This is a genomic window from Marinomonas algicola (genome assembly GCF_014805825.1).
Classification (GTDB): Bacteria; Pseudomonadota; Gammaproteobacteria; order Pseudomonadales; family Marinomonadaceae; genus Marinomonas; species Marinomonas algicola.
Map to the genome: position 1 here is coordinate 3,948,351 of NZ_CP061941.1, position 15,104 is coordinate 3,963,454.

Annotated in this window: 14 protein-coding genes; 3 read left to right on the plus strand and 11 right to left on the minus strand. The window is 42.7% G+C overall.

The features are described from left to right. Window positions 1-67: 67 nt before the first annotated feature. Both glpD and IEZ33_RS18060 read left to right on the plus strand, forming a co-directional pair. Entirely contained in the window at window positions 68-1,567 is a 1,500-nt protein-coding gene (glpD, locus tag IEZ33_RS18055; RefSeq protein ID WP_191601379.1) for a glycerol-3-phosphate dehydrogenase, read from the plus strand. Between the two features lie 134 nt (window positions 1,568-1,701). After that, window positions 1,702-2,475, plus strand: coding sequence for a TSUP family transporter (locus tag IEZ33_RS18060; protein ID WP_191601380.1), 774 nt, complete (start codon window positions 1,702-1,704; stop codon window positions 2,473-2,475). A 20-nt stretch (window positions 2,476-2,495) separates the two neighbouring features. Here the strand turns inward: IEZ33_RS18060 and gcvA are convergent, their stop codons facing one another. From gcvA to IEZ33_RS18080, 4 genes are all read right to left on the minus strand, one after another. Then, window positions 2,496-3,410 (minus strand): transcriptional regulator GcvA, encoded by a 915-nt coding sequence (gcvA, locus tag IEZ33_RS18065; protein ID WP_191601381.1) that lies wholly within the window; start codon window positions 3,408-3,410, stop codon window positions 2,496-2,498. A 432-nt stretch (window positions 3,411-3,842) separates the two neighbouring features. Then, window positions 3,843-5,222, minus strand: a complete 1,380-nt coding sequence (locus IEZ33_RS18070; protein ID WP_191601382.1) for a glyceraldehyde-3-phosphate dehydrogenase — start codon at window positions 5,220-5,222, stop codon at window positions 3,843-3,845. A gap of 262 nt (window positions 5,223-5,484) precedes the next feature. Further along, on the minus strand, window positions 5,485-5,817 hold the full coding sequence (locus IEZ33_RS18075; protein ID WP_191601383.1) for a DUF3392 domain-containing protein: 333 nt from the start codon (window positions 5,815-5,817) through the stop codon (window positions 5,485-5,487). 71 nt (window positions 5,818-5,888) lie between these two features. Beyond that, window positions 5,889-6,524: a uridine kinase gene (locus IEZ33_RS18080; protein ID WP_191601384.1), complete on the minus strand. Its 636-nt coding sequence runs from the start codon at window positions 6,522-6,524 to the stop codon at window positions 5,889-5,891. A gap of 122 nt (window positions 6,525-6,646) precedes the next feature. Between IEZ33_RS18080 and IEZ33_RS18085 the strand changes: the two genes are divergently transcribed. Continuing rightward, complete coding sequence (locus tag IEZ33_RS18085) at window positions 6,647-7,258, plus strand: uridine kinase family protein (protein WP_191601385.1); 612 nt, start codon at window positions 6,647-6,649, stop codon at window positions 7,256-7,258. 31 nt (window positions 7,259-7,289) lie between these two features. On the opposite strand, the gene dnaJ is transcribed toward IEZ33_RS18085, so the two are convergent. The 7 genes from dnaJ to IEZ33_RS18120 all read right to left on the minus strand — a co-directional run bounded on the left by dnaJ (window position 7,290) and on the right by IEZ33_RS18120 (window position 15,076). Continuing rightward, on the minus strand, window positions 7,290-8,417 hold the full coding sequence (gene dnaJ / locus IEZ33_RS18090) for a molecular chaperone DnaJ (RefSeq protein ID WP_191601386.1): 1,128 nt from the start codon (window positions 8,415-8,417) through the stop codon (window positions 7,290-7,292). Window positions 8,418-8,577: 160 nt separating this feature from the next. Further along, window positions 8,578-10,494, minus strand: coding sequence for a molecular chaperone DnaK (dnaK, locus tag IEZ33_RS18095; protein ID WP_191601387.1), 1,917 nt, complete (start codon window positions 10,492-10,494; stop codon window positions 8,578-8,580). A gap of 101 nt (window positions 10,495-10,595) precedes the next feature. Beyond that, entirely contained in the window at window positions 10,596-11,186 is a 591-nt protein-coding gene (grpE, locus tag IEZ33_RS18100) for a nucleotide exchange factor GrpE (RefSeq protein WP_191601388.1), read from the minus strand. A gap of 327 nt (window positions 11,187-11,513) precedes the next feature. After that, window positions 11,514-12,500 carry an N-acetyl-D-Glu racemase DgcA gene (dgcA, locus tag IEZ33_RS18105; protein ID WP_191601389.1) on the minus strand — a complete coding sequence of 329 codons (987 nt, stop codon included), beginning with the start codon at window positions 12,498-12,500 and terminating at the stop codon, window positions 11,514-11,516. Next, a complete protein-coding gene (dgcN, locus tag IEZ33_RS18110; protein WP_191601390.1) occupies window positions 12,500-13,513 on the minus strand; it encodes an N-acetyltransferase DgcN in 1,014 nt (337 codons plus the stop codon). Before dgcN ends, dgcA begins: the two co-directional genes overlap by 1 nt. Window positions 13,514-13,602: 89 nt before the next feature. Beyond that, window positions 13,603-14,322, minus strand: coding sequence for an ABC transporter permease (locus tag IEZ33_RS18115; RefSeq protein WP_191601391.1), 720 nt, complete (start codon window positions 14,320-14,322; stop codon window positions 13,603-13,605). Between the two features lie 25 nt (window positions 14,323-14,347). Further along, entirely contained in the window at window positions 14,348-15,076 is a 729-nt protein-coding gene (locus IEZ33_RS18120) for an ABC transporter permease (RefSeq protein ID WP_191601392.1), read from the minus strand. Window positions 15,077-15,104 lie beyond the last annotated feature (28 nt).

Below are 15,104 nucleotides of genomic sequence, written 5' to 3' on the forward strand. Positions count from 1 at the left end.
ACCTCTATAAATGTTCGTTTTAGAACATATAACATTCAAATTCGATAATTAATGTAGGTGTTGCACGATGTCTAATAAACATTTCGATCTTTTTGTTGTTGGCGGTGGAATAAACGGCACAGGTATCGCTGCTGATGCCGCAGGTAGAGGCTTGAGCGTCGGTTTATGCGAAATGAATGACCTGGCAAACGCAACATCATCTAACAGCAGCAAGTTAATTCATGGCGGTTTACGATATTTAGAACATTACGAGTTTCGCCTAGTAAGGGAAGCACTGAGCGAACGAGAGGTGCTGTTAAAAATAGCGCCACATATTGTTACACCAATGCGCTTTCAAATGCCTCATCGCCCCCATTTAAGGCCTGCGTTTCTTATTAGGCTCGGGTTATTTCTATACGATCACCTAGGAAAACGCGAAGCATTACCAGGGTCAAAGGGCGTAAAATATGGCTCATCAAGCCCACTAAAAAGTGAAATCACCCAAGGCTTTGAGTATTCTGATTGCTGGGTTGATGATGCCCGCCTTGTCGTACTCAATGCATTATCCGCGCAAAAACATGGCGCACAAATACTTGACAGAACTCGTTGTGTCAGTGCAAAACGTGTTTCTGGAAAGTGGGAAATAGAGCTTAAGAAAGAACATAACGACGAAATCATAAAAGTAACCGCCAACGGGTTAGTCAACGCGGCAGGACCTTGGGTGTCTTCTTTTATTCAGACCGGCTTACAACAAAAAGCCCCCTATGGAATTCGTATGATTAAAGGTAGCCACATTGTAGTGCCTAAACTCTATGAAGACTCCAATGCTTTCATTATGCAAAACGAAGACAAGCGCATCGTTTTTGCTATCCCATATCGTGACCATTACACTCTTATAGGCACAACAGACGAAGAGTACAAAGGAGACCCATCTAAGGTAGCCATTTCTCAAGCAGAGACCGACTATATTTTATCTGTTGCGAACAAACACTTTAAAAAGCAGCTATCCCCGAAAGATATTGTTTGGGATTACTCTGGTGTACGTCCGTTGCTTGAAGACGAATCAAGCGATGCATCCGCTGTTACGCGAGACTATACGCTTCATATAGCGGATGAAAATGGTAAAGCCCCCCTTTTAAGTATTTTTGGTGGCAAGATCACCACCTACAGAAAGTTGGCTCTATCTGCACTAGAAGACTTACAAAAATACTATCCAAATTTAGGGGAGCCTTGGACAGACAAAGAGCCCCTTCCTGGAGGTAACTTAAATGGCAGCCTTAGTGACTACGCTGCCACACTAAAACAGCGTTACCCCTTTTTAACGCTTGCATTAGCAAAACGCTACGCAAACAGTTATGGGACTTTGAGCGAAACCTTCTTAGCAGGAAAGCAGGATATTGAAGCACTAGGGAAAGATTTTGGTCAATCACTATATCAAGCCGAGGTTGATTACCTAGTTGAACACGAATGGGCTCACACAGCCCAAGATATTTTATGGAGAAGAACCAAGCTTGGCATAGAATTTACTGATGCAGAAGCTGTGGCGTTGTCCGAGTATGTATCTGAAAAATTGCAAGCAAGTCATTAATTAGACAAACACCACAAACCTCACAGGCGTATTAAAATTTAATATTCGATATAACCACTAGAGATCTATGATCCTAGTGGTTTTTTTTATACTCTTCTTGAACCTTTCTCACTCACTAGGACGCACACAATAGTATGGACGTTGAACTTCTCGGATTCCCCATTGAACTTTATCTTTTATTAACAGCCGTTGCGGTTTTTGCTGGGGCCATTGATGCTATTGCTGGCGGAGGCGGGCTGATAACGGTTCCAGTCTTATTAGCCGCAGGCCTGTCTCCTGCAGAAGCACTAGCCACTAATAAACTACAAGGTTGCGCTGGTACCCTTTCGGCATCCGTACACTTTATAAAAAAGGGGCAAGTCCATCTCTCTGAAATGTGGCTGGCCATAATAATGACAGCCATAGGAAGCATCACAGGGACGTTACTGGTTTCCTATCTGGATGGTGAGGCGCTCATTAAAGTCATCCCAGCTATTTTAGTATTTGTCGCACTTTTCTTTTTCTTCTTACCTAAAGTTCAACCCTATATTGCAAGCCGAGTATCACTTAGCAAAACGGCCTTTGCTCTTATTGTTGGTACCAGTATTGGCTTCTATGATGGACTCATTGGTCCGGGGACAGGGGCTTTTTTCTCAACAGCGTTCCTGTGCTTTATGGGAGCCACTATTATTAGCGCAACCGCTCAAACAAAAGTACTAAATGCGACAAGCAATGTCTCCTCTCTATTTATTTTTGCTTTTACTGGAAACATTATTTGGGGGCTTGGCGTTGCCATGGGCATAGGGCAATGGATAGGGGCGCAAATAGGGTCACGCCTAGTGATCACAAAAGGCAGCGCACTTATTCGCCCCCTAGTAATCATTATGTGTTTGGCTATTTCAGTCAAACTCATATTAGAGCATTGGTAGCAATCAAATAGCACGCCTCTTTAATCTATTTCAGGGGCGTGTTCTGCACTTTCATTGATCAACCATTGCAAGAGTTTATGAACGTAACCACGCTCTCTGTACTCTTCTGGGCAAACAAATAAATAACAGTTCCCCATATCCAACTCCTCCTTAAAAGGCCTCACTAGACGTCCTTCATTAAGATCGTCCATAACCAGTGGCGTGCGCCCCAAGGCAATACCTTGGCCTGCGATAGCCGCCTGTACCGCCAAATCACCACGATTGAAACTCACTCCTTTTGCCGGGCGGACGCCACGAACTTGTGCAAGATCGAGCCAAGCCTCCCATTCCGCATAAGGAGTTGAAAACATCCAACCCGAATCGTCATTCAGCAGCGCAACATTAGAAAGCTGATTTGGCTCAAGTAAGTTATGCTCTTTGGCATAAGCAGGACTGCAGACAGGAAACACCTTATCCACTAACAAAGGTGTCGAATAGTTCTTGCCGTTATAAATGTAACTATTGATAATCGCCACATCTATTTTATCTCTACGAAAGTCTACCTCTTTATCGCTCGCCTGTATTCGAAGCTGAAGTTCGGGATAAGCCTCATGCAGTCGCCCCAAACGAGGAATCAGCCATTTTGTTGCCAGCGATGGCAAAACCGACAAAGTCAAAATACGGTCACTTTCTTCAACCCGAAGCTCCGTAATAATAGAATCGATATCATTAAAATTTTTGTGTAGGTTAACCGCCAAACGCATCCCTTTTTGAGTCAGCTCAAGACGGCGATGCTGCCTGACAAAAAGTTCAAAACCCAAACGCGCCTCAAGTTGACGTATTTGCTGACTGATAGCGCCTTGAGTTAAGCTAAGCTCCTCCGCTGCTTTGGTAAAACTTAGGTGTTTTGCAGCAATGCTAAAAGTATACAAAGTGGAAAGAGGCAGTGATCTCATTTAAGGCCTTTTATTAAAAGTACATCCAAGTTCATACAAAGACGGCACGTCGATTTCAAACTGATAATTTAACCTAAAACCGTACAAGCCATTACGAATTTCACATTAGTAAAATTAATCCATAGCGTTAAATTATATCGCTTGAAAACCACTTAAAACAACCTAAAATTGATGTTTCAAGTTTAGGCATACAGCGGCCTAAACAAACTAGTATAAATAGAAATCATCTCATTTCTATAGTGTCCATTAGCCGTCCCCACAGCATTTAATGGAGTGAATACAGCGCCCACAAGGTGTATTTCTCACTAATTACTAGTTGCTTTTGTTTAACCGGACTTTATGTCCGGTTTTTTTAGGCCTATACAGTCGGAATAACGAAGGAAAAAAAAGCAGCTTTAAAAGCTGCTTTTTGAATATTCGGATTAGCTCAGATTAGGCAGCAACTGACGACTCTGTATCTTTACCTTCATTTGCTAACGCTTGCTGAGCAAGCTGCTCCATTAAACGAACTACCTGACAACTATAACCAAACTCATTATCGTACCAAACATACAATGTCGCTTGATTACCGCGTACTTTAGTCGATAATGAGTCCAGAATCCCTGCTTGCGTGCTGCCAATGAAGTCAGACGATACCGCATCGGCTTCTATACTAAAGCCAATTTGACCTGATAACTCAGCGGTTTGTGATGCCGATTCCAATAGCGTATTAATTCCCTCAACCGTAACGTCTTTTTCAAATCGTAGGCTTAAGACCGCTATCGATACATTGATCACTGGAACACGTATAGCACTGCCACTCAGCTTGCCTTCTAAAGATGGAATGGCCTTTGAAACCGCCTTTGCAGCGCCAGTTTCTGTCATCACCATGTTTAGGGCGGCCGCACGGCCTCGACGATCGCCTTTATGTACGTTATCAATTAGATTCTGATCGTTTGTATAAGCGTGAACGGTTTCAACATGTCCCGATTCAATGCCGTATTGTTGCTCTAATACAGATAAGATTGGTGTGATTGCGTTTGTTGTACACGAAGCCGCTGAAACAATACGGTCATCTAATTCAACATCATTCTGATTGACGCCGAAAACAATGTTTTTCATCTGCTTGCCAGGCGCCGTCAACACAACACGGTCAATGCCTGGTCGTTGTAAGTGAGCACTTAATCCATCATGGTCACGCCACATACCCGTATTATCAACTAACAAGGCGTCTCTAATACCATAAGACTCATAGTCCACTTCACTTGGATGAGAAGCGTAAATAACTTTTACCGCTTGACCATTTATAGTTAATGTAGATTCTTCTTCATCCGACTTAACAACGCCCTCATAAGTGCCATGAACAGAATCAAATTTTAATAAACTGGCTCTTTTCTTTAAGTCTTTATCGCCGGCTTTACGAACGACAATCGCCGCTAACTTCATTCCAGGAGTGGTATGACCAAGTGCACACATACGGCGGGCTAAAAGTCGCCCTATTCGACCAAAACCGTATAACACAACAGGCACTTGCTTTAGAGATGATGTACTTTGAGCGATCAAAGCCTCAACATCACTTTCAACCAAAAGGCTTTCCAAATCTACGGTAGTGTTTTGCACTGGGGTAGATTGAAGATCAGTTAAAAGAGCAATCACTTTTACAAGGTCAATTTCTGGATATTGGTCAAAAGTCGTCATTAACGCCGTTACTGAATCTGACATAAGTGGCTGGCCTGCCAGTTCCACTTTAACCTCTTGCTCACGACCAAGTTTACCAAGAATAGGAATCAAAGATTCCACATGAGAAAGCGTTTTTAACCAAGTATTCGTCATTGTTCGCCCCTGAAAGAGTCTCTATGTTGTATCGATGGCGGGAGTTTACCTAGCATTTAGGTCTATGACAAATTGTAAAAAGGCAACAAAAAACTAAGAAAATCAGACATTTGGTAAGTAATATACAAGAAAAGAATGGAACAAAACAAACAGCAAAGAAAATTTACTACATTTAAAAGTCATAAAGGGGCTTTACACTGAAAGATGGCTAAAAATGTAGTAATTTGCCAACTTCAATGAATAATAATTACATTTTATTTTTTTATAAATGGCGTTTTCTTTCCGCTAAAACGCCCAATAGAATGAAACAAAAGAGAATGATTGTAGGCCTGTACTCAATGGGTACCTGTAAAATCCCCAAGCGGACGATTGGTTGTCCCCATACCGTTAACAATCCGTAGCCAAAAGTACACATCAGGATAAACACAGTCACTCTAGCAATAAAAACCCAATGAGAGACAGTCCTTTTCAAAACCCTGTTTAATCGATCACCATAAATAACCAAGACAGTAGCCACTAATGCCAAAGCGACATCACCTAAATAGGGTGTTATTTGATACGCCAATTGAGTATTTAGTTGTAACAAAAAGTCCATTTAATTCTAGCTCAACGGTAATATTTACTAAGTAGGTAAAGGGTCATCAAGATCATTCCATTAGACAGAGGCTAGCGAGTGCTTGAGTTTTTTTTCAAGAGCGACTCAACATCAATTTGACCAGATAAAGACTGTTCCTTTGGAGAGCGATCTACGTAAGCGATTGAGACATCAAACGTTGTATTACGCAGCTGAATAAGCGTACCATCATAGAACAGCCATTGGGCCCTGCCAAAGCCATCATTCACAAAGCCAACAGTAGGCTTACCGTATTTATTTATCAGTAAGTTACCTAATGCTTTACGTTTTTCATTATCTTTCACGACGCCAGCTAGAGATATCTTTTCAATAAATTTAAATTTATTGTAGACCACAGTTAACGTTCGCACCCCCAAAATCCCTTCTTCTCCTAAACTATAACTAGCAATGCCTTGACGAAAACTTGGATAGGAGCGAAGCCCCATTTTTTTCAACTGCTCTTCAAATTCCGCTTGAGATAAATCGTTTATTTTCAGACCAAAAAGCTCTGCAGCATTTGAATATACTTTAGGTTCAGCAGGTACGCTTTCCTCAGAAACCACTTTTTCAGCGCCCTCTTGCTCAGCAAGCACCTCTTCAGCACTCACTTCTGAAGCCAAAGAAAAACGCAATAACAAACTTATAGGAATTGCTTTTAGAAATGGGAGTTTTCCCAAAGAAACCATCATTTTTTCTCTCTCATACGCCTAGCCGTCATACTAGGAAAGCAATATTTCAACATTCTGATATAATATATTAGTTCGCTGTTTCACTACAGTAAAAGACTAACTTAAATTTCCAGAGGTGTTACATGGCGCTCGTTATTGGCATAACAGGAGTATCTGGTAGCGGTAAAAGTCGGCTTTGCGCTCTACTAGCGGAAGGACATGACGATAAAATAACCGTTATTTGTCAAGATAATTTTTATAAAGGGTGCGGTAGTATCGATCCAGACGTATACAATTTTGATGATCTGAATGCCCTAGATGTTGAAAGCCTAACTCTCGCCATTCATAACTGCAAAAATCGTCAACAACCAAATGAGATACCGGTATATGACCACTCTCAACATAAACGCGTTGGTTACCGTAATTTAGAGCCGACGCATGTTGTTCTCGTTGAGGGCCATATGATGTTTCAAGACCAAGGTGTTCGTGATGCTGTCGATTATCTCTTATTTGTCGATACCGACCTTGATATTGCGGTTGTTCGTCGACTTAAAAGAGACATAGCGGAGCGCGGACGTAATGTGAACGAGGTAACAAGTCGCTATATGCGTCACGTTAGACAAGCGGCATTAAAAACGCTTGAAATAAAGAACAAAGCAGACTTTATTATCCCAAACAACAACAGCTTTACAAACGCAGCAGGACTATTAAGACACCACATTGACTTCATTTTAAAAGAAAAAGGGGCTAAATAAGCCCCTGTTCCTTAATCACTTAAGGTGTGAGCTATTTTTTAATTTCATCAAAAAACTTTTTCACACCATCAAACCAACTTGATTGCTTAGGAGAATGACTAGAACCTTCCCCCATACTATCATCAAGCTCTTGTAAAAGTTCTTTTTGTCTTTCTGTTAATTTAACTGGCGTTTCAACAATAACGCGGCAAATCAAATCACCTACTGGACCACCGCGCACTGGCTTCACGCCTTTGCCACGTAAACGGAACAATTTACCTGTTTGGCATTCTGGAGTGACCTTTAAGCGTACACGACCATCCAATGTCGGCACATCAATCTCGCCTCCTAAAGCCGCTTTTGTAAAGCTAATTGGTACATCACAGTGTAAGTTAGCACCATCCCGCTCAAAAATAGCATGAGGTTTAACGGATACTTGAACAAATAAATCACCCGCTGGAGCACCATGAGCCCCCGCTTCACCTTCACCGGATAAACGAATACGATCTCCTGTATCCACACCAGCAGGAATCTTAACAGACAAGGTTTTGTATTCTTGTGTACGCCCTTGTCCATGACATGATTTACAAGGATCAGAAATAATCTGACCTTGTCCATGACATTGAGGACAAGTCTGTTGCACAGAGAAAAAACCCTGGGCCATTCGCACTTGACCCTGACCTTGACAAGTAGGGCAAGTCACAGGTTTAGTGCCAGGTTTCGCACCACTACCGTCACAAGGTTTACAATCGACTAGCGTCGGAATGCGAATTTTTTCGTCACAACCCCAAACAGCCTGCTCTAAATCCAGCTCTAATGTATATCTCAGGTCAGAACCACGTCGAGCACGACTGCCGCCACCACCTTGGCCACCGCCGCCGAAAATATCACCAAACACATCGCCAAAGATATCACTAAAGCCTCCTTGTGCGCCGCCATAGCCACCACCTTGACCATTAACAGCATCATGGCCATATTGATCATAAGCGGATCGCTTCTCGTCAGAAGAAAGCACTTCGTAAGCTTCGCCAATTTCTTTAAATTTTTCCAGTGCTTCGGTATTGTCTGGGTTCTTATCAGGGTGGTATTTATTGGCTAGAGATCGATAGGCTTTTTTGATCTCTTTTTTATCTGCGCCACGTGCTACCCCTAGCACTTCATAATAATCTCTTTTGCTCATAACAGGTGGTCCTGGGCAGTAAAGTCGAAAGTAGATACATTCATTTTATTGAATACAAACAAGAATAGAAAAACTCGTGTAATAAATAACAAAACACGGCCATTGACCGTGTTTTATTATTACCGAAAATCTAGCTAGATCTACCTAGATTCATAACGGCTTATTTTTTCTCGTCTTTTACTTCTTCGAATTCAGCATCAACGGCATCATCTTGCTTAGCGTCTTCAGCTGATGGTTGTTCACCCGCTTCGGCAGCTTCAGCTTCTGCATACATTTTCTGAGCCAGTGTTCCAGAAGCTTGAGTCAACGCCGTGGTTTTCTCTTCGATCACTTCTTTATCGTTGGACGTCAATGCTTCTTCCAATTCAGTAATCGCTTTCTCGATCGCTTCTTTTTCTTCCGCTGTCGCTTTATCACCAGCATCAGTCAACGTTTTACGAGTGGCATGGATCATACCGTCGGCCGTGTTACGAACCTGAACAAGCTCTTCAAATTTACGATCTTCTTCAGCATTCGCCTCAGCATCACGAACCATTTGTTCAACTTCGTCATCACTCAAGCCTGAAGACGCTTTGATCACAATAGATTGCTCTTTGCCTGTTGCCTTGTCTTTGGCAGAAACACTCAAAATACCGTTAGCATCAATATCGAAGCTTACTTCAATTTGTGGTACACCGCGTGGAGCAGGTGGAATCTCTGCCAAGTCAAAGCGACCTAGTGATTTATTTTGAGACGCCTGTTTACGCTCACCCTGTACCGCATGAATTGTCACTGCGCTTTGGTTGTCTTCTGCAGTAGAGAATGTTTGCGACTTCTTAGTAGGGATAGTCGTGTTTTTCTCGATCAGAGCCGTCATTACACCACCCATTGTCTCAATACCTAGAGACAAAGGCGTCACGTCTAATAGAAGAACGTCTTTTACATCACCTGCAAGTACCGCACCTTGAATAGAAGCACCGATTGCCACAGCTTCGTCAGGGTTTACATCTTTACGAGGTTCTTTACCAAAGAACTCCGTTACCTTAGCTTGCACTAAAGGCATACGAGTTTGACCACCGACTAGGATAACTTCATCGATATCAGAGGCACTCAGATCTGCATCTTTCAGCGCTTGACGACAAGGCTCAAGAGATTTCGTAACCAACTCTTCAACTAAAGACTCAAGTTTAGAGCGAGTCAATTTAACGTTTAAGTGTTTTGGTCCTGACGCATCAGCCGTAATGTAAGGTAAATTAACTTCTGTTTGCGTAGCTGATGACAATTCAACTTTGGCTTTTTCGCCAGCTTCTTTCAAGCGCTGTAATGCTAGAGGATCGTTATGTAAATCGATACCAGATTGTTTCTTAAATTCCGCGGCTAAAAATTCAATAATACGCATATCGAAATCTTCACCACCTAGGAATGTGTCTCCATTGGTAGCCAATACTTCAAATTGTTTCTCACCATCAACGTCAGCGATCTCAATGATAGAGATATCGAATGTACCACCACCAAGGTCATAAACCGCAATAACGGAATCGCCAGCGTTTTTGTCTAAGCCATAAGCTAGAGCGGCCGCTGTTGGTTCGTTGATGATACGTTTTACTTCAAGACCGGCAATTTTACCGGCGTCTTTTGTTGCTTGACGCTGAGAATCATTGAAATAAGCAGGAACCGTAATTACGGCTTCAGTGACTTTTTCACCTAGATAATCTTCCGCTGTTTTTTTCATTTTTTTCAAAACTTCAGCGGAGATTTGTGGTGGCGCTTTCTTGTCGCCTTTCACTTCGACCCATGCATCGCCATTTTCCGCTTCAATAATTTTGTACGGTACCATTGAGATGTCTTTTTGAACCACATCATCTTTAAAGCGACGACCGATCAAACGCTTAACAGCAAACAATGTATTCGTTGGGTTGGTAACGGCTTGACGTTTTGCAGACTGGCCAACCAATATTTCGCCATCATCAGCATAAGCCACGATGGAAGGCGTGGTGCGATCGCCTTCAGCATTTTCAATTACACGCGCTTTGTCACCGTCTAGTACGGAAACACAAGAATTTGTTGTACCTAAATCTATACCTATGATTTTACCCATGGTTTTCTTCTCCAGTAAAAATCAGTTATTACGATGTTATTCTGTATTTGGGTGCTCTTTTGAGCATTTCAACCGATCAGTGTCAAAAAAATGACAGATTTTTAAGCTGCACTCGAAACGACTACCATTGCAGGTCGCAAAAGGCGCCCATGTAATGTGTAACCTTTCTGAATCACATCCATTACCGTGTTCGGCTCTAAGTCAGGGTTAGGCACCATAGTCATCGCTTGGTGTAACTCTGGGTTGAAGGGTTCTCCATGAGGGTCAACAGCATGCACCTCAAAGCGAGCTAAGGCTTCAAGTAATCCCTTCAATGTTAACTCAACGCCTTCACGCATCAAATCTTCACCATCGGCCTTTTCAGTTGACGTAAGTGCCCGCTCTAGATTGTCTGCTACTAAAACAATTTCTTTAGCGAACTTCTCTAAGCCAAATTTATGAGCCTTTTCAACATCAAGATCTGCACGACGACGAATATTTTGCGCATCGGCTTGTGCACGTAACGCTGCTTCTTTATATTTCGTAGCTTCTTCTAAAGCTACAGACAGCTGCTCATCAAATTCAGAACTGAAACCTTCCGCTTCAGGTTCTAGAATGGATTCGACACTTTCATTCTCAGGTTGAATGTTTTCTGCTTCGTTGTTCAAAATTTGCTCCGCATCAAAAGATGGATTTTTTTGCTGATCACTCATTAGTTCCTCCAAATAACAGAACGTGTTCAATGTCTGTGTGGCATATATGGGGATGAGCAGATTACTTTCAATAGCAAACCCGCATTAAATTTAAGGGGATTTTAGAGAGGAAATTATCTTTAGAAAAAGAAACGTTAAATCTTAGGTTTGGCGCAGATACGGTTGATGAAAATACGATAAAATTCAGATAAAGAAAGTCAGCAGGCATGACGTATAAGCGTTTAGTTATTTATTTTTCGTCGTTATCACTCTGTAGAAAAACGAACGCAGAGCCATCTCTTATCCAATAAAGTTTTGCGCTGCGTTCGACCCTCTCATTACTCTATTCTACTCACCCCAGACACTGGGGTTGGGATGCACAAGACTCCCTTCATAATGCATTCTTGCTTGTCTATCTTTAGAGAGTAATAATGGACCATCAATATCAACCCAACGCGCTTTCTGAGACAACAATAAAGCGGGCGCCATGGCCAATGACGTGCCAAGCATGCAGCCCACCATAATCTCAAAGCCTTGATTTTCAGCCTCATCAAGCAACGCCAACGCTTCGGTCATACCTCCAGTCTTATCCAATTTGATATTAACGCCTTGATAGCGCCCTTTTAACGCCTCTAGCGAAGAACAGTCAAGACACGACTCATCAGCCACGATTGGTATTTCTGGATGTAACCCCTCCAATAAATGCTCTTCTTCAGGACACAAGGGCTGTTCTATCATTTCAACACCCAGTTTGACCAGCTCAGGTAAGTAAGACGTTAATTGTGAGAAACTCCAGCCAGTATTAGCATCAATTACCAAACGCGTGTCAGGAGCCGCCTCTCGGACGGCCTTGACTTTATCTAAATCGCCTTGACGGCCTAATTTCAATTTTAGAATTGGCCGGTGTTTTTGCCTCTCAGCCGCTTTTGCCATATTCTCCGCTGTATCTAACGACAAAGTGTATACAGTAACAACAGGGTGAGGAGGTCCACTAAAACCGGCCAGTTGCCAGGCAGGCAAACTAGCCTGCTTGGCTTCTAACTCGAATAAGGCGCAGTCGACTGCATTTCTGGCGGCTCCAGAAGGTAAATGCGAACGAAGATCTAAACGATTAAGTCCAGATTCAATGTGTGTTTTAACGCTTTCTATCATCTTTACAACATTTGGATAGGCTGGTTCAAAGACATCCATACGCTCGCATTCTCCGCGACCTATCAAGCCATTTTGCTCAATTTCGACAACAACGACTTCGCCGTTTAGCTGTGGCGCCATACGAGAAATGATAAAAGGCTCATGCAGTGGCCATTTTTCCACATATATATTCATTTTACGCATTATAGAGTCTCCAATTTATTTACGATTGAAGAAACGCCCGTGCGCACAGGATCTACAACGGGCACACCAAATTGAACTTCTAATCGAGCCATTTCACGTAGAGCGTCAGCTTCTGACAAATTCATTGTATTTAAAGCAATCCCGCCAAGAGAAATACTTGGGTTGGTTAAAGCGCCCATAGCTAAATTTGTAGCAATTACCGTTTCTAGGTCAGGTACTAAATAACCGTCCATAGAATCCATTTGATCACGTCCCGCTTCATGACAAACAATCAGCACGTCCGCTTGAGCACCATGCAACAATCCCAAACTCACGCCAGCGTAGGCCGGATGAAATAATGAGCCTTGGCCTTCAATAATATCCCAATGATCTGTGGTGTTATCAGGAGAAAGCGCTTCAACCATGCCAGCAATAAAATCAGACACAACCGCATCCACTGGCACACCGTTCCCTTCGATCAAAATGCCGGTTTGACCTGTGGCTCGAAAGGACACATTTAGGCCTCTTCGTTCCATTTCTTTATGAATGGCGAGAGTTGTGAACATTTTACCAACACAACAATCTGTCCCAACACTAAGCAATCGTTTGCCTTTTCTCGGCAGGCCAGTACCACATACCATTTCCCCTTTTGGTATTCTCACATCAAACAAGCTTTGCCCTGTTCGTTCGGCGGCCGCAACCAGCTCGGGAATATCACACAATCGCATATGCAAACCACTGGCAATATCTAATCCCGCTTCCATGGCTTCCGTAAGCAAACCTATCCATTCTGCTGGCAAGGTCCCTCCAATTGGGGCCAGACCAATGACAAAAGTTTTTGCGCCGGCATCAGCCGCCTGCTGAATAGAGAGGTCGGGCAAACCTAAATCGGCCTTTGCCCCTGGTAACTTAAGCTGAGCTACGCACTTTTCAGGGCGCCAATGAGCAATGCCTTTCGCCACTTTTGCCATTAATAGATCATTAGCATCACCTAAGAAAACCAAATATGGCGCTTTTAATATCAAGGTGTTCATGATTGCCTTCCTTTTTAGGTCAAACGATCTCCCAGAAGCGAAAATCGCCCTGTTAATAATCGTTATTGGGTTAATAAATTTGAATTAGCTCAGCGCACTCTTTTCAAAGTGGCTTTAGCTTTACTTTGTGAGTAAGTTAGATGTCGTTTAAAATGCTGCTCCAGTTGTCTCCACAAGAGAACAAAGCAGGTTGTAAGCAACAAATACAAGCAGGCCGCTGTAAAGTAGGTTGAAATATCAAATGTTTGCGAAAAGACTCGACGAGTTTGCCCCATCAAATCCATAACAGTAATCACGCTTGCAACCGCCCCACCCTTTAACATCAAAATGAATTCGTTACCTAACGCTGGAAACGCGATGCGGTAAGCCAGTGGCAAAATAATGTGTCTATACAATAAGGAGGCAGGCATCCCCATCGCGCGTCCCGCTTCGATAGCACCTTGGTTTACTGACTGTAAAGCACCTCTTAGAATTTCTGTTTGGTAAGCTAAGGAGTTCAAAGTAAACGTAAGTAAGGCGCAATTTACTGGATCTCTGAAGAAACCCCACAAGCCTGCATCCATTAACAAAGGCCGAAATTCTCCTGACCCGTAATACACTAAGAAGAGTTGAGCAATCAGTGGTGTACCACGAAAAAAAGAGATATACACTTGTATCGGAATTCTCAGATAGCGGCTAGGGTTGGTTCTCAATATCGCCATAGGCAAAGCAAAAATAGCGGCAATTAACACCGCAATAAAAGTGATTTTTAATGTTAACAGTGCCCCATCAACGAAAACAGGTGCATAGTTTTGAATAATATTAAGCACAATATTCTCCTAAGCCGTCGTGTTATTAATGACGAGGTTGCATGCCCCGATTGGCCCTAATCTCAAGCTGAGCCAATACCCGCTCAAACAAAATACAAATCAGCCAATAAAGCGCGCACACAGTGAGGTAAAACAAAAATGGTTTTTTTGTCGCACCAACAGCAATATTGGTCATTCTCATCAAATCATCTAGCGCAATAACAGACACTAACGCTGTATCCTTGACTAAATTAATCCAAAGGTTTCCAAGTCCAGGCAGAGCCAAACGAATAATTTGTGGCCGCTCGATTAACCAGAAAATTTGCACCCTCCCCATAGCAAGAGACTGACCGGCTTCTCGTTGTCCTTTATCAATAGACTGCCACGCCCCACGCAACACTTCTGCAGCATAACCACTAAACACCAAACTCAGAGCGATCACGCCAGCAAGAAAAGGACTGAAGTCAAAATAGCCATTATTGGGGCTGAACCAGGCGAGCAGTTGATTTATGAATAAGCCAACACCGTGATAAATCATAAACAGCGTTAACAGCTCAGGCAGCCCTCGAATAACCGTTGTAAACAGAAGTGCTATACTTCTTGTTAAACGTGATTGACTCATCGACATTGCCGACACACTGCCCCCCAAAAGCAAACCAAAGGGGAGAGCAGAACAAGCCAACAATAACGTAATCAGTAGACCTTTGAGCAGTTCATCACCCCACCCTTGATCACCAAAACTAAGAAGTGCTAATGCTTCAGAGAACCCTGTCATGTTTTAAGCCACCCTTCAAAAAAAACCA